This is a genomic window from Buchnera aphidicola (Nurudea yanoniella) (assembly GCA_039829995.1).
Taxonomy (GTDB): domain Bacteria; phylum Pseudomonadota; class Gammaproteobacteria; order Enterobacterales; family Enterobacteriaceae; genus Buchnera_B; species Buchnera_B aphidicola_AV.
This window is the reverse complement of record CP140036.1, coordinates 20,303-37,860: the sequence shown is the minus strand read 5'-3', so window position 1 is coordinate 37,860 and position 17,558 is coordinate 20,303. Positions and strand designations below refer to the sequence as shown.

The window sequence follows — 17,558 nt, the reverse complement described above, 5'->3', positions numbered from 1 at the left end:
TTTCAAAACTTCTTATTAACTAAATTTGATTATTTCAAACGTTCACTTCTACAGGAACTGATTCGTGAAAGATTTACTAAAAATTTTAAAATCACAAATTAAAACTGATGAATTTGATGCAATAAAAATTGCTCTTGCTTCTCCAGATATGATTCGATCTTGGTCATTTGGAGAAGTTAAAAAACCCGAAACTATAAATTATCGAACATTTAAACCAGAAAGAAATGGATTATTTTGTGCTCGTATTTTTGGACCAGTAAAAGATTATGAATGTTTATGCGGAAAATATAAAAGATTAAAACATCGTGGAGTAATTTGTGAAAAATGTGGAGTAGAAGTAACACAAAGTAAAGTTCGTCGAGAACGTATGGGACATATTGAATTAGCCTCACCTATAGCACATATTTGGTTTTTGAAATCACTTCCATCAAGAATTGGATTATTGTTAGATATGCCATTACGAGATATTGAACGAGTTTTATATTTTGAATCTTACGTTGTTGTTGAAAAAGGAATAACTAATCTTGAAAAACGTCAAATTTTAACTGAAGAACAGTATTTAAATGCATTAGAAGAATTTGGAGATGAATTCAATGCACAAATGGGGGCAGAAGCAATACAATCATTATTAAATAATATGAATTTAAATCAAGAATGTAATATTCTAAAAAAAGAACTACATAATAGTAATTCTGAAACAAAACGAAAAAAATTAACAAAACGTATTAAATTATTAGAATCATTCTTACAATCACATAATAAACCTGAATGGATGATTTTAACTGTATTACCGATTTTACCTCCAGATCTTAGACCCCTTGTACCTTTAGATGGTGGACGATTCGCTACATCAGATTTAAACGATCTGTACCGTCGAGTTATCAATAGAAATAATCGTTTAAAGCGATTATTAGAATTATCAGCACCTGATATTATAGTAAGAAATGAAAAACGAATGTTACAAGAAGCTGTAGATGCATTATTAGATAATGGAAGAAGAGGACGAGCTATAACGGGCTCTAATAAACGTCCACTTAAATCGCTATCTGATATGATTAAAGGAAAGCAAGGACGATTTAGACAAAATTTATTAGGAAAAAGAGTAGATTACTCGGGAAGATCAGTAATTACTGTCGGACCATATTTACATTTGCATCAATGTGGATTACCTAAAAAAATGGCTTTAGAATTATTTAAACCATTTATTTATGGAAAACTAGAAATAAAGGGATTAGCAAGTACTATTAAAGCAGCAAAAAAAATGGTAGAACGAGAAGAACCTGTTGTATGGGATATTTTAGATGAAGTAATTCGTGAACATCCAGTATTATTAAATAGAGCGCCTACTTTACATCGATTAGGAATTCAAGCTTTTGAACCGGTTTTAGTTGAAGGAAAAGCAATACAATTACATCCATTAGTATGTGCTGCATATAATGCAGATTTTGATGGAGATCAAATGGCTGTACATGTTCCTTTGACTTTAGAAGCACAATTAGAAGCACGTTCATTAATGATGTCTACAAATAATATTTTATCACCTGCTAATGGTGAACCAATTATTGTACCCTCTCAAGATGTTGTCTTAGGACTGTATTACATGACTCGAAAACGAATTAATGTAAAAGGAGAGGGAATGATACTTAATAATTCTAAAGAAGCTGAAAAAGTTTATCGATTAGGATTAGCGAAACTACATGCGAAAGTAAAAGTAAAAATTGTAGAATACAAATTAATGAATGATGGAAAATTTTTAAGAAAAAAAAAGATAATATCTACTACTATTGGTAGAGCTATACTATGGATGATTGTACCAAAAGGATTACCTTTTTCTATAGTTAATCAAACATTGGGGAAAAAGTCTATTTCTACAATGCTTAATATGTGCTACAGAATATTAGGAATAAAACAAACAGTACGTTTTGCTGATCAAATTATGTATACAGGATTTACTTATGCCGCACGATCTGGAGCATCTGTAGGAATTGATGATATGGTTATTCCAAAAAAGAAAGAAAACATCATTACAGAAGCAGAGATCGAAGTAGCAGAAATACAAGATCAATTTCAATCAGGATTTGTTACTGCAGGAGAAAGATATAACAAAGTTATTGATATTTGGGCTGAAGCTAATGAAAGAGTTGCGAAAGCTATGATGAATAATTTATCAACAGAATATGTTTCTGATAACACTGGAAAATTGATAAAACAAACTTCATTTAATAATATTTTTATGATGGCAGATTCAGGTGCAAGAGGATCTGCTGCTCAAATCCGACAATTAGCGGGAATGCGAGGATTAATGGCAAAACCTGATGGATCTATTATTGAAACTCCAATTACAGCCAATTTTAGAGAAGGACTAAATGTATTGCAATATTTTATTTCTACTCATGGTGCGCGAAAAGGATTAGCTGACACTGCGTTAAAAACTGCTAATTCTGGATATTTAACTCGTCGATTAGTTGATGTTGCTCAAGATTTAGTAGTTACAGAAGACAATTGTAATACAAAAGAAGGGATTATTATGACTGCAGTTATAGAAGGGGGTGAAATTAAAGAACCATTAAGAGAAAAAGTTTTGGGTCGTGTAACAGTAGAAAATATTTTCAAACCTTTGTCTTCTAATATATTAATATTTAAAAATACTCTTTTGAATGAAAAGTGGTGTGATCTTTTAGAAAAAAATTCTATAGATAGTATCAAAGTAAGATCAGTAGTAAATTGTGAAACTAACTTTGGCGTATGTGCATATTGTTACGGAAGGGATTTAGCTAGAGGAAATATAGTGAAAAAAGGAGAAGCTATTGGAGTTATTGCTGCTCAATCTATCGGAGAACCAGGAACACAACTTACAATGAGAACTTTTCATATTGGAGGGGCAGCTTCTCGAGCGGCAACTGAATCAAATATACAAATAAAAACTTTTGGAACTATAAAACTCGAAAATGCAAAATCTATAATTAATTCTGAAGGAAAAATTATAATTACTTCACGTAATGTTGAATTAAAGGTTATAGATGACGTAAACGTGACAAAAGAAAGTTATAAAGTTCCTTATGGAGCTATAATAGCGAAAAAAAACGGAGAACAAGTACAATCAGGTGAAATAATAGCAAAATGGGATCCTCATACAATTCCGATAATTTCCGAAGTTCATGGATATGTAAAATTTGTTGACATGATAGATGGTCAAAGTATTACAAGGCAAACTGATGAACTTACTGGTTTAACATCTATAGTTATACTTGATACATCAGAAAGAACAATTGTTGGAAAAGATTTACGACCATCATTGAAAATAGTTGATTCTACTAATAACCACGTTTTAATACCTGGAACTGAAATGCCTGCACAATATTTTTTACCTAGTAAAACTATAGTGCAAATTGATAATAATGTACAAATAAAATCAGGAGATACTTTAGCTAGAATTCCTCAAGAATCTGGAGGAACCAAGGATATTACAGGAGGATTACCTAGAGTAGCTGATTTATTTGAAGCGCGTCGACCAAAAGAACTAGCTATTTTAGCTGAAATAAGTGGATTTATTTCTTTTGGAAAAGATACTAAAGGAAAAAGAAGATTAATTATTACACCATATGATGGAGGAAATCCTTATGAAGAAATGATTCCAAAATGGAGACAATTGAATGTATTTGAAGGAGAAAGAATTGAAAAAGGAGATATTATATCCGATGGGCCAGAATCTCCTCACGATATTTTGAGATTAAGAGGCATTCAAGCGGTAACTAAATATATTGTTAATGAAGTTCAAGAAGTATATCGTCTTCAAGGAGTTAAAATTAATGATAAACATATCGAAGTTATAATAAGACAAATGTTACGCAAAGCAACTATTATTCAATCTGGACATTCAGAATTTCTAAATGGAGAGCAAGTAGAATACTCACGAGTAAAAGTAGCTAATAAAATGCTTAGTGGTGAAAATAAAAAGTTAGCAACATTTTCTAGAGATTTATTAGGTATTACTAAAGCATCCCTTGCAACAGAATCGTTTATATCTGCTGCTTCTTTTCAGGAAACAACAAGAGTATTAACTGAATCTTCAGTAGCTGGAAAAAGAGATGAACTAAGAGGTTTAAAAGAAAATGTGATCGTAGGACGTTTAATTCCAGCAGGAACAGGATATTCTTATCATAAAAAACGGATAAATCGACGTCAAAAAGAAAATACAAATTTTAATTTATCATCTTCTATTAGCGCAGAAGAAGCATCAGCCAATTTATCAGAATTGTTAAATTCTACTCTATAAATGAAATAAAAAATAAACATTTACTTTTATGTAGATGTTTGTTTTTTATGTATTTTTAAAAAGAATTATATAAAATATTAAGTTTTATTCGATATCGCTTAGTTTAAATACTATAAAATAATTAATAATATTTTAAAAAAATATAAATTATTTTCTATATAATACAATATATTTGAATTTTTTACAAAAATTATTTTTAATATTTTATTTTACAACTTTATAAATAATAACAAATAATTAAATAATTTTTTAGAAATATAATTTATACATTTAAATATATTTTATATATGAAGTATTATATTTACAGTACTATTTTAGTGCATTTCCCAAAAATTGAGATTTCATGTGTAACAATTACTTTTAAAATAAAATTATGAAAAAAAATATAATTATAAAAAATGCGTTGATTAGTGTTTCTGATAAAACCAAAATTATAGAATTTTCCAAAAAACTTGTAAAAAAAAATATTAATTTATTTACTACTTCGGGAACTCAAAAGATATTAAAAAATGCAGGAATTAAATCTACAAATATTTCTGAATATACTAACTGTCCTGAAATGATGTCCGGAAGAATTAAAACATTGCATCATAAAATATATGCTGGAGTTTTAGCTCGATTTCCTAGTGATCAAGATATTATGAATTACTACAAAATAATTAAAATGGATTTAGTTATAGTAAATTTTTATCCGTTTTTAGAAGTATTAAGAAATAAAAATTCAAAATTTGAAGATATAATTGAATCTATTGATATTGGAGGTCCAGCTATTGTACGTGCTGCCGCAAAAAATTATCTTTATACTGCAGTAATTACACAAATTAATGATTATGATCATATTATTAAGGAAATGAACATTAAAAATGAAATTTCATATGAAACACGATTAAAATTAGCGAATATTGCATTCAAAAATATTTTTTTATATGATTATGATATATCTAAATTTTTTTCTAATTCAAAAAACAAAGAAAAAAATCATATTTCAAGTTCTTTTCCAAAATATTTAAACCTGACACTTAAAAAAAAACAAAATTTGTCTTATGGAGAAAATATGCATCAAAAAGCAGGATTATATGTCGATTTATCAGATAAAAATTATAATATTAATCAAATTCAAGGAAAATGTTTATCTTATAATAATTTATCTGATTTTGATATTGCTGTATCATGTGTTCAAGAATTTGAACAACCTGCTTGTGTGATAGTTAAACATGGCAATCCTTGTGGTGTAGCTATTTCAAGAAATTGCTATTATGCTTATTTATCTGCTTATAAAGCGGATTCTATTTCAGCTTTTGGGGGTGTAATTGCTTTTAATAAAATTATTACAAAAAAAATAGCAGAAATTATAATAAATCAACAATTTTCAGAATTAATTACAGCTCCAAAAATTACGAATTCATCTTTAAAAATATTTTCTAAAAAGAATAATATACGAATACTCAAATATCCTGAAAATTATATTACTAAAAATAAATTAAATATAAAATCAATTAATAATTATTTTTTGATCCAAACAAATTGTATAAATGATATAAATCAACAAGAATGGAAAATAGTAAGCAAAAAGTTACCTACTATAAGAGAAATACAAGATGCTTTATTTGCATTAAAAATTGTAAAATATTTAAAATCTAACGCTATAATATACGTTAAAAATTTAAAAGTAATTAGTATTGGCGCAGGACAACCCAATCGGATAGATGCTATAAAAATTGCAATAACAAAAGCTCATGAAAATAAAATATGTTTAAAAAAATCTGTTTTGGCATCAGATGCATTTTTTCCATTTAAGGATAGTATCGAAATTATCTCGAAACAGAATACTTCTTGTATTATTCAACCTGGGGGATCTATTCGAGATACAGAAATAATTGAAGAAGCGAACAAACATAATATTTCTATGATTTTTACAAAAACAAGATATTTCAAACATTAAAAGTTTAATTTTTAATACAATATAGATTATATCATTCAACACTTAATTTGATAATATTATCTTTTAATGAGTAAATTGATGATTTATAGAAATAAAAATGTTTTCCCAAAAAATTTAAAACATTATTTGAATATATAAAAATGTATATAAAATAGTACTTAAATAAATTTCAATATTTATTTATTGTTATAAAAAATTAAATATTCTTTAAAACTGTTTTTTTAAAATGAAAATATATAACATTATTTTCATTAATATTGTTTGATATATACACATATAACTTATTTATTGTAATATATATATATATAAATATATTTTAAAAAAATTAGAAAAATATTACTTAAAATTGTTAATAAATAATATATAATTCTTTATATTAAAAAAATAAAAAATATTAATCATTAAACGTTTATATTATAATAAATTTTTTATTTTTATTGTATATAAATTTAAAAATATAATTAGAATTACATTAAATTTTAATTTTATTTTTATTTATGGTAAAAGCAGCAAAAATTATCAGAAAGCAATACAAGTAATGAATAATATGATTAAAAAGCGATGTTAAAACATCGCTTTTTAATCATATTATTCATTACTTGTATTGCTTTCTGATAATTTTTGCTGCTTTTACCATATTTTTTAAAGAAACTTTTGTAACTTCCCAATCTCTAGTTTTTAAACCACAATCTGGATTAACCCATAATCTTTTAATAGGAATATAGTTAATAGCTTTTTTTAACAATTTAATCATCCATTCAACACTAGGCGCAGAAGGTGAATGAACATCGTATATACCAGGTCCAATTTCATTAGGATATTTAAAGTTTTTAAAAAATTCTAACAATTCCATATCAGACCGAGATGTTTCGATAGTAATAACATCTACATCCAATAAAACAATCGCATCCATAATATCATTAAATTCACAATAACACATATGAGTATGAATTTGTGTTTCATCTTTAACACCTGAGTACGTTAATCGAAACATTTCAATAGCCCACGATAAATACTGGTTCCATAAACTATGACGTAACGGAAGTCCTTCTCTCAAAGCTGGTTCATCAATTTGAATAATATTTATTCCTTCATTTTCTAATTCCAAAACTTCATCACGTAAAGCTAAAGCAATTTGTTTAGCTATATTTTCTTTAGACAAATCTTCTCTTAAAAAAGACCAACATAAAATAGTTATAGGTCCAGTTAACATACCTTTCACAGGTTTTTTCGTTAAAGATTGTGCGTATTTAATCCATTCTATAGTAATAGACCTGGAACGTTTAACATCACCTAGAATAATAGGTGGTTTTACACATCTTGACCCATAACTTTGAACCCATCCATTTTTTGTAAATACAAAACCACTTAAATGTTCACCAAAATACTCCACCATATCATTTCTTTCAAATTCACCATGTACTAAAACATCGATTCCCAAATCTTCCTGAAGAGAAATTGCTGAATTTATATGGTTATAAATTTCATTTTTGTATTCTTCATAACTTAAATTACCTTTTTTAAAATTAAAACGAAGTTCTCTAAGTTCTTTCGTTTGTGGAAAAGAACCTATCGTAGTTATAGGTAAAACAGGTAAATTTAATTTTATTTTTTGTTTCTTAGCCCTAATAGGATACGAACTTTTTCTCGTATTTTCATTTAACAATTTTGCATCAAGTTTTTGTTGAATATTAAAAGTATTTTCTAAATTTAAATTAAATCGAGAACGAATAGGATCACTCCAAAGATTTATTGCAGATTGTTCACCCAAATTTAAAGCATTTTTTAATAAATTTAATTCTTTACACTTTTGTATAGCAAAAGAAAATAAATCTTTTACCTTTTCATCTAAAAAATATTCATTCTTGATACTGAGAGGGGAATGTAATAAAGAACAAGAAGAAGCGATCCAAACTTTATTTCTGAACTTTAAAAGTTCTAATAATTTTGAAAACCAATGGGATAAATTTGTACGCCAAACATTTCTTCCATTAATAATTCCTAAGGAAATTAACCAGTCTTCAGGAATTTGTGAATTTAATAGAGATAAATTACATTTTCCAGAAACTAAATCTAAATGTAAACCTTGCACGGGCAACTTGCAAATTATATCTAAATTATGATTTATACTTCCAAAATAAGTAGTCAATAATATTTTTCTATATCCTGTTAAACTTTCATAAACAAAATGAAAAGACCTTTTCCATGCTTCTGGCAACTCTAATACTAAAATAGGTTCATCTATTTGTACCCATGTAATATTTTTCTTTTTTAATTCGATTAAAAGATTTTGATAAACTGGAATTATTTTCTTTAATAAATTCAATTTATCAAAATATAACCCTTTAATTTTTCCCAACCATAAATAAGTTAATGGACCTAAAATAACAGGTTTAACTTTATTACTCATTAACAATGCTTCTTCAATTTCTTCTAATAACTGCAACCAAGACAAATTAAAATTTGAATCACATGTAAATTCAGGCACAATATAATGATAATTAGTATCAAACCACTTTGTCATATCCGAAGCAGGTATTAATTTATTTTCAAAAGAACGTCCTCGTGCAATATAAAATAAAGTATCTAACGTAATATTTTCATTTTTATAATTATGTCTTTTTGGTATATTTCCTAATAACATTGTCGTATCTAAAACATGATCATACCAAGAAAAATCACCTACAGTAATAAAATCAATATCTTCTTTTATTTGCTCTTTCCAATTTTTTTTTCTTAGATCTTTTCCAACTGATAGCAACTGATCTTGAGAAATTTCTCCAGACCAATAACTTTCTTGTGCAAATTTCAATTCGCGATTTATACCAATTCTAGGAAAACCTAATATATGACTAAGAACTTTCATACACTCAACTCCATATAAAAAATCAATAAACTATCTCTACATAAAACATCTAAAAAATTTAAAATATATTTCTAGAAGTTATAAAAAATACATAAAAAATAAAATATTTTTTAATTAATTTTGAAAATTTTAGTTAAGTATTTCGCTACTCCATCTTCTAAATTACTACCAATAACTTCCATGTTAAAAAGAGATCGCTTAAGAAAAAAATCACCATTTTTCATGATACATCCTTTTCCTGATAATTCTAACATATCTTGATCATTCATTGAATCACCAAAAGATAAACAATTATCAAGAGATAATCCTAAAATATTCAATAAGATCTTTAAAGCATTCCCCTTAGAAACTTTATTAGACATTACTTCAATACAGTATAAACTCGAAAAATTAACATTTACTATTTTTTTAAATTTATTTAAAATGTAATCTTTTAAAGAAAAAAGAAATTTAGTATTTTTACAAATAAATAATAACTTACTAATATTTTTGCATATTACATTTTTAATATGGAATAATGTATATTGTAATCCTAGAGATGAATAATAATTTAAATCTTTATAAAAAATATTGTTAACATACCAATGTGTATGTGAATGTAATTGAATAAATACATTACTTTTACATAAATATAAATTTACTAATCGTAATACTATACTTTCATCTAAATCACAACTATATATTAATTTACCATATGGATCATGAATTCTAGCTCCATTAGAAGTAATTAAAAACGCTGGAATTTTTAAAACGTTTTTAATATTATTAGCTTCAATATAATGTCTTCCTGTAGCTATTACAAAGTAAATACCTTTTTTAGATAACATTCTAATAACATTTTTTGTATATTTACTAAGGCTATTATTCGGAAACAAAAGAGTTCCATCAAGATCAATTGAAATAATATCATAATACATAGAAACCTTCATGTATACTAATCTAATATAAATAATACTTCAAAATATAAAAATGCATTCAATTTACGTCGTTAAAACAATTAAAAAACTACAATTATTTTTATTTATTCAAACAAAAAATGCTTAAATATATCCTAGAATTAAATAAAAATAAGATAAAGTTAAGGATAAAGATATATGTTAGAAAAAAATATACATGTTATTATTCTCGCTGCTGGAAAAGGTACAAGGATGCATTCTAATTATCCAAAAGTTCTTCATATACTAGGGGACAAACCTATCTTACAACATGTTGTAGATTTAGCAAAATCTATTCATTCCAAGAACATTTATTTAATTTATGGTTCTCAGTATAAACTATTTAAATCTATTATTATCGATCCCAATTTAATATGGATACAACAAAAAAAAATACTTGGAACTGGAAATGCTATACACCAACTTACCAGCATTATGCAAGATGATGAGAATTACCTTGTTTTATATGGAGATATGCCTTTAATATCAAAAAAATCTATAAATAAATTAATATTATCTAAAAAGAAATCATCAATTAGTTTATTAACAACTCAATTAGAAAATTCTAACGATTTTGGAAAAATAATTAGAAAAAATGGAAAAATTACACAAATAATAGAATTTCATGATGCAACTAAAGAGCAATTAAAAATAAGTGAAATTAATTCTGGAATTTTTATTACTACTGGAAAAAATTTAAAAAATTGGACAAAAAAGATAAAAAATAAAAATAAAAAAAGAGAATATTATATTACTGATATTATTCAAATTGCTTATAAAAATAAAAATATAATAAATTCTGTTAGTGCTATTCACAAAGACGAAATAAAAGGAATAAATAATAAACTTCAATTATCAATAGCTGAAAAAATATATCAACAAAAAAAAATCAAAAATTTATTATTATCAGGAGTTACACTTCATAATCCAGAAAATTTTAATATTCGTGGTACTTTAAAAGCAGGAAAAAATATAGAAATTGATACTGGAGTAATCTTAGAAGGTAAAGTTATATTAGGAAAATTTGTTAAAATTGGACCTGGATGCATTATAAAAAATAGCACAATTGGAAATAATTGCTATATTAAAGCATACACAATTATTGAAGAAACAATTATAAAAAATAATTGTGTTATTGGCCCTTTTTCTCATTTAAGAAATGGGACAATATTAAACAGTTATACTCAAATAGGAAATTTTGTCGAAATAAAGGAAACTTTAATTGATTGTAAATCAAAAGCAAAACATCTAAGTTATTTAGGAAATTCTAAAATTGGAAAACAAGTAAATATAGGAGCAGGAACTATTTTTTGTAACTATGATGGGAAAAAGAAATCTAAAACTATTATTGAAGACAACGTATTTATTGGTTCACATTGCCAATTAATTGCTCCTATTAAAATTTCAAAAAATACTATTATTGCAGCCGGTACTACAGTTATAAAAAATGTTGATGAACCGAGTTTAGTTTATAACAAAAAAAAAGAAATACATAAAAAATACAACTCTTAAAAAAATATAAATTTTTACTATAGGATATAAAATGTGTGGAATTATTGCTGCTATTGCAAAAAGAAACATTGTTCAAATATTGAAAGAAGGTTTAATTCAACTAGAATATCGAGGATACGACTCTTCAGGATTAGCAATAATTGATAAAAATAATAAAATTCTACGTTTTCGTGCTCAAGGAAAAGTAAAAAACTTAATAAAAATCATTGAAAAAATAAACTTAAATGGGAATATAGGTATGGCGCATACTAGATGGGCTACACATGGAAAAGCAGTAGTATCTAATGCACATCCTCACATATCTAAAAATATATCTATTGTACATAATGGAATAATTGAAAATTATAAAGAAATTAAAAAATATTTAGAAAAAAAAGGATATTGTTTTTCTTCTAATACTGATACAGAAGTTATTGCTCATTTAATTCATTTAACACAAATTGAAAATAAGAAAGAAAAATCTTTAAAAACTATTCAACGTGTTGTTAAACAACTAAAAGGAAATTATAGCATAGTAATAATGGATACAAAAAATCCACACAAACTAATAGCTGTACGATCAGGTAATCCATTATTAATCGGAATAGGAAATAAAGAAAATTATATTGCTTCTGATCAATTAGCATTATCAAAAGTTACAAATCGTTTCATATACTTACGCGAAGGAGACATTGCAATATTAAAAAATTATAATGTTACTATTTTCAATGCGGAAGGAAAAATTAAAACCCAAAAAATTACACATTTAAAATCTAAAAATAATACTATCAGCAAAGGAATATTTAAACATTATATGGAAAAAGAAATATATGAACAACCTATATCTATACAAAATACTCTTTTAAATAGATTAACGAAAAATAAAAAAATTTATTTTTCAGAACTCAATTCTAAAGCTGAAAAAATATTATTTAAAACAGAACATATTCATATTATAGCATGTGGAACATCCTATTATGCAGGATTAGTTTCAAAATATTGGTTTGAATCGTTATCTATGATATCATGCGATGTAGAAATTGCTTCGGAATTTTGTTACAGAAAATTTGTAGTACGAAAAAATAGTTTATTATTAATATTATCACAATCTGGAGAAACTGCAGATAACTTAACTGCCTTAAGAATTTCAAAAAACTTCAAATATTTAGGATCATTAGCAATATGTAATTCAAATAGTTCATCGTTAGTATATGAATCTGATTTTTCGTTACTTACTCATGCTGGAATCGAAATAGGTGTAGCATCTACCAAATCATTTACTTCTCAACTAACTGTATTATTGATGTTAGCTACTAAATTTATTAGCTTAAAAAGAAATGATGTTGAATTAGAACAAAAAATAGTAAATATTCTTAATATACTTCCAAAAAAAATAGAAGAAGTACTAAAACATAAACATATAATCCGAACTCTAGCTAAAAAAATATTTACTAAAAAAAATATTATTTTTCTAGGAAAAGGTGAATTATATCCTATTGCAATGGAAGGAGCGTTAAAAATGAAAGAAATTTCTTATATTCATGCAGAAGGATATCCTATAGGAGAATTAAAGCATGGTCCTCTAGCTTTGATAGACTCTAATCTTCCAATTATAATAATTGCTCCAAACAGTCATCTTTTAGAAAAAATAAAATTAAATATAGAAGAAATTCATGTTAGAAAAGGTTTAACTTATATTTTTTCTGATCCATATACTAAATTTAATACAGATAAAAATATCATTCGATTTCCTTATATAGAAAATTTAGTTGCACCTATTTTTTATTCAATCCCTCTACAACTTTTAGCATATTATACTGCTTTAATAAAAGGAAAAAATATAGATCAACCAAGAAATTTAGCAAAATCAGTCACAGTAGAATAAAAAATAAATTCTGGAAAATTAACTTTATATATATTTAATATATATTTTATAAAAATTACAAAAATATCATTTTTCTATAGCAATGCGTAATTTTTTCATAGCTCTTTTTTCTAATTGCCGAACTCGTTCCGCAGATATTCCATAATTATTTGCAATTTCTTGCAAAGTAATTTTATTTCTATCATTTAACCATCGTACAGTAATAATATAACGACTTCTTTCGTCTAATCTCAAAAGAGCATTATTTAGTTTATTTGAAGTATATACATCCCAATTTTTTTCTTCCACTTCATGAGCAAAATTTGAAAAATTATCCTTTAAATAAGGTGTAATATTGACAAATTTTTCTCCTTTTAAAGTATTGTCTAAAGAAGAATGTAAAGCTATATCTTGTGCTGACATACGTGATTCCATTTCTCTAACATCTTTACGTTTAACTCCTAATTCATGTGCTATATTTTTTAATTCATCGTTATTGAACCAACCTAATTTTTTTTTTGTTTTTCTTAAATTAAAAAATAATTTTCTTTGTGATTTAGTAGTAGCTACTTTCACAATACGCCAATTTCTTAATACATATTCATGGATTTCAGATTTAATCCAATGTACAGCAAAAGACACTAATCGTACTCCTACTTCTGGATTAAAACGACGAACTGCTTTCATTAAACCAATATTTCCTTCTTGTATCAAATCAGATTGCAATAATCCATATCCTGAATAATTTCGTGAAATATGAATTACGAATCTTAAATGAGATAAAATTAACATTTTAGCCGCTTTTAAATCGCCGTGATAATACAATTTTTTTGAAAATAATTGTTCTTCTTTCAAAGATAACATTGGCCAGGAATTAGCAACTTTAATATATGATTCTAAATTTCCTAATGAAACTACTGCCAGCATTTTTACATTTTTAGTCATTTACAATCCAGATACTAAAAAATATAATTTTTTGCATAATATGTATAAATTATATTTATATAATTTGTTAAAAATTGAGTAAAAATAATATTTCAAATATACCAGTTTTTGCAACATCTTGTAAATGTTCTTTTTTATATCTAAAAGTTAAATATTTTTAGAAAAAATAGCATTTATAAATTTATCACTGTTAAAATAATCTATTTCTGATATTTTTTCTCCAAAACTAATATATCTAATTGGAATAGACAATTTTTTTGCTATTGAAAAAATAACTCCTCCTTTTGAAGTTCCATCTAGTTTTGTAACTACTAGTCCAGTAACACCAAGTTCTTTTTTAAAAATTATAGCTTGATTTATTGAATTTTGACCTATACATGCGTCTAATACTAATATAACTTCATCAGGTGCTATAGGATCCAGTTTTTTCATAACTCTTTTAATCTTTTTTAATTCTTCTATTAAATTGATTTTATTTTGTAATCTACCGGAAGTATCGGCTATCAAAATATCAATATTTTTTGATTGTGCAGCTTGAAATGCATCAAACACTACTGAAGCAGGATCTGCTCCACTTTTTTGTGATATAACCGGAATAGAACTATTGTTTCCTAAAATTTTTAACTGATCAACTGCTGCTGCTCTAAATGTATCACCTGCTGCTAAAATTACTGACTTTCCTGATTTTTTGAATTTATGTGCTAATTTCCCAATAATAGATGTTTTCCCTACTCCATTAACACCTATTACTAATATTGAAAATGGTTTTTTATTTTTAATTTTTAATGGCTTTTCTACTTTTTTTAACATATCTATCATAACTTGTTTAAAAATAGATAAAATTATTTTTGTATCTTTTAAATTTTTATAATCTACTATATTTTTTAAAGTATTAATCAATTCATTCGTAGTTTCTACACCAACATCTGACATAATAAGTTGGTCAGAAACGTCGTCAAAAAAAGAATCTTTTATTATCTTTTTAAAAAATAAATTTTGAATTTTTAATCCTAAGTTTTCTTGAGTTTTTGATAGTTTTTTTATTAATGTTGAAAATACCCCTTGCTTTTTAGGGATTGTAGAAATATTTATATCTTTTAAATTACAAAGATTTGATTCATTACATTTTGACGAATTATTTTCTATTTTTTTTAAAAAAACATTTTTTTTTTCACATGTAGTAGAAAGTTCTGAAACATTTTCTATATAATTTGAATTTTTTTTTATAGAAACATAATTTTTATTATTTTCTTTATGATTTTTTTTTTTAAAACTAAACCAAGATAAAAATTTTTTAAATTTTTTTTTGTCACCTATGGGCATTGTATTTTTCTTCTTTTTTTTGTTAATATCTATAATTATACTTAAATAATAATTATTTACAAAATTAAATAAGACATATGTAAATTTTAACAAATTAAAAATAGATTTTTATTTCAACAATACCATTAAAAATTTTTAAAATAAATTACTATGAAAGAAAAAAAAAAAAAATAAAATTCGAATCATAAGTGGCATTTTTCGAGGATATAAAATATCTATCAAAAAAAATTCCGGAATACGACCTACTAGTGATCGTATGCGTGAAACATTATTTAATTGGATCAAAGAAAGAATTATTAATTCTACTTGTTTAGATTGTTTTTCTGGAAGTGGAATATTAGGAATAGAAGCAATATCTCGTTATGCAGCATATGTTACATGTATAGAAAAAAAAAAAATATAGTATATGAAATTCAAAAAACGTGCCTAAAACTAAATAGAAAAAACATACAAATCATACATGATAATGCTATAACATGGTTAAAAAAAATACGAAATCCTTATGATATAATTTTTTTGGATCCTCCTTTTAATACCGAACTATTACAAAATTCTATTATTCAATTAGAAAAATACAAGTATGTTAAAAACAACTCATTAATATATATAGAAAGAGAAAATACGTCAAAAAAAATATTTATACCTAACAATTGGATATTATATAAAGAAAAAAAAACAAAAAAAGTAAATTACCAACTTTATATCTGTAATAAAAATAACTAAAAATTATTATCTAATAATAAAAAGCATTAATTTATACTTTAAAAAAATTTAAATAATAATTAATTGTATCTAAAAAATCTTTTTCCTTCATATAACTACAAATTTTAAAATATTAATTATTTTAAAAATTTAAAATAATTTCGAGATAAAAATGAAAAGTAATAAAAAATTTCTAAAACGTTTGAAATATTTAATACCTAAACATATTAAACCTAAATTTGAAAATGACGAAGATTTATTAGCATGGAATCAAGAACAAGGAAGACTATCATCTGAAACTATTTTAAAAAAAAACAAAAAAATAAAAATAAAAAACATTTTAGGAAAATCAGGAATTAGAGAATTATATTTACATTGTTCTTTTAAAAATTATCGTATAGAACATGCAGGACATAAAAAAGCAGTTCAAGCTGCAAAAAAATATGCTGAAGAATTTAATAAAAATATATCAAGTTTTATTTTTTCTGGAAGACCAGGCACTGGAAAAAATCATTTAGCTTCTGCAATAGGAAACTATCTAATTTTAAATGGAAAAAGTGTATTAATTATAACTGTGGCAGATCTTATGTCAAATATCAAAAATACTTTCAACGGAAATAGTAATATAACAGAAGAAATTTTATTAAATAATTTAAGCAATGTAGATTTACTTATGATAGATGAAATTGGAGTACAAATTGAATCAAAATATGAAAAAATAGTGATTAATCAAATTGTAGATAGGAGATCATCATCTAAACGTTCAACAGGAATGTTATCAAATTTAGATTATAGAGGATTAAAAATATTACTAGGCGAACGTATAATTGATCGTATGCGTCTAGGAAATAGTTTATGGTTAACTTTTGAATGGGAAAGTTACAGAAAACGTATACAAGGAAACGAATGTTAATTTTTAAAAATTACTAAAATAGATAAAAATTAATTCAAAAATTATATGTTTGCTGTAACTTTAACAAAATTTCTTCAAATATTTATTTATACATATATTTATTGTTTTTATAATAGCACTATATTTCAAAAATATTTATAAAATGTATATTTTATAAAATTTTAATTTTATTTTTATTTAATTCAATATATTTATATTATTTTTTAAAATCATAAAACCATTCTTACTTATCAATATTTACACAAACATTCTATTGAATTAAACATTAAAATCTAAAAATTATCCTCTTAAATTATAAAAA

Annotated in this window: 11 protein-coding genes; 7 read left to right on the top strand and 4 right to left on the bottom strand. The window is 24.8% G+C overall.

Going from position 1 to position 17,558, the window contains the following annotated elements; all coding sequences use genetic code 11:
• The first annotated feature begins 64 nt into the window (after window positions 1-64).
• Both rpoC and purH read left to right on the top strand, forming a co-directional pair.
• A complete protein-coding gene (rpoC, locus tag U0T64_00155) occupies window positions 65-4,276 on the top strand; it encodes a DNA-directed RNA polymerase subunit beta' (protein ID XBC41296.1) in 4,212 nt (1,403 codons plus the stop codon).
• A gap of 373 nt (window positions 4,277-4,649) precedes the next feature.
• Window positions 4,650-6,218, top strand: a complete 1,569-nt coding sequence (gene purH / locus U0T64_00150; GenBank protein ID XBC41295.1) for a bifunctional phosphoribosylaminoimidazolecarboxamide formyltransferase/IMP cyclohydrolase — start codon at window positions 4,650-4,652, stop codon at window positions 6,216-6,218.
• A gap of 595 nt (window positions 6,219-6,813) precedes the next feature.
• Here purH and metE read toward each other — a convergent pair.
• Both metE and U0T64_00140 read right to left on the bottom strand, forming a co-directional pair.
• Window positions 6,814-9,084, bottom strand: coding sequence for a 5-methyltetrahydropteroyltriglutamate--homocysteine S-methyltransferase (gene metE, locus U0T64_00145; protein XBC41294.1), 2,271 nt, complete (start codon window positions 9,082-9,084; stop codon window positions 6,814-6,816).
• A 110-nt stretch (window positions 9,085-9,194) separates the two neighbouring features.
• A complete protein-coding gene (locus U0T64_00140; GenBank protein XBC41293.1) occupies window positions 9,195-10,013 on the bottom strand; it encodes a Cof-type HAD-IIB family hydrolase in 819 nt (272 codons plus the stop codon).
• 165 nt (window positions 10,014-10,178) lie between these two features.
• Here U0T64_00140 and glmU point away from each other — a divergent pair, with 165 nt between their 5' ends.
• Both glmU and glmS read left to right on the top strand, forming a co-directional pair.
• Entirely contained in the window at window positions 10,179-11,531 is a 1,353-nt protein-coding gene (gene glmU / locus U0T64_00135; protein ID XBC41292.1) for a bifunctional UDP-N-acetylglucosamine diphosphorylase/glucosamine-1-phosphate N-acetyltransferase GlmU, read from the top strand.
• A gap of 31 nt (window positions 11,532-11,562) precedes the next feature.
• Window positions 11,563-13,395 (top strand): glutamine--fructose-6-phosphate transaminase (isomerizing), encoded by a 1,833-nt coding sequence (gene glmS, locus U0T64_00130; protein XBC41291.1) that lies wholly within the window; start codon window positions 11,563-11,565, stop codon window positions 13,393-13,395.
• A gap of 66 nt (window positions 13,396-13,461) precedes the next feature.
• Here glmS and rpoH read toward each other — a convergent pair whose 3' ends face one another.
• Both rpoH and ftsY read right to left on the bottom strand, forming a co-directional pair.
• Window positions 13,462-14,319 carry an RNA polymerase sigma factor RpoH gene (gene rpoH, locus U0T64_00125; GenBank protein XBC41290.1) on the bottom strand — a complete coding sequence of 286 codons (858 nt, stop codon included), beginning with the start codon at window positions 14,317-14,319 and terminating at the stop codon, window positions 13,462-13,464.
• 147 nt (window positions 14,320-14,466) lie between these two features.
• Entirely contained in the window at window positions 14,467-15,642 is a 1,176-nt protein-coding gene (ftsY, locus tag U0T64_00120) for a signal recognition particle-docking protein FtsY (GenBank protein ID XBC41289.1), read from the bottom strand.
• Window positions 15,643-15,817: 175 nt separating this feature from the next.
• Between ftsY and U0T64_00115 the strand changes: the two genes are divergently transcribed.
• The 3 genes from U0T64_00115 (at window position 15,818) to dnaC (ending at window position 17,257) form a co-directional block, all read left to right on the top strand.
• The gene (locus U0T64_00115) at window positions 15,818-16,045 is read left to right on the top strand and encodes an RsmD family RNA methyltransferase (GenBank protein XBC41541.1); all 228 of its coding nucleotides are present in this window, start codon (window positions 15,818-15,820) and stop codon (window positions 16,043-16,045) included.
• Window positions 16,021-16,365: an RsmD family RNA methyltransferase gene (locus tag U0T64_00110; GenBank protein XBC41288.1), complete on the top strand. Its 345-nt coding sequence runs from the start codon at window positions 16,021-16,023 to the stop codon at window positions 16,363-16,365. The genes U0T64_00115 and U0T64_00110 overlap by 25 nt, the downstream gene beginning before the upstream one ends.
• Before the next feature lie 151 nt (window positions 16,366-16,516).
• Window positions 16,517-17,257 (top strand): DNA replication protein DnaC, encoded by a 741-nt coding sequence (dnaC, locus tag U0T64_00105; protein ID XBC41287.1) that lies wholly within the window; start codon window positions 16,517-16,519, stop codon window positions 17,255-17,257.
• The last annotated feature ends 301 nt before the right edge of the window (window positions 17,258-17,558 follow it).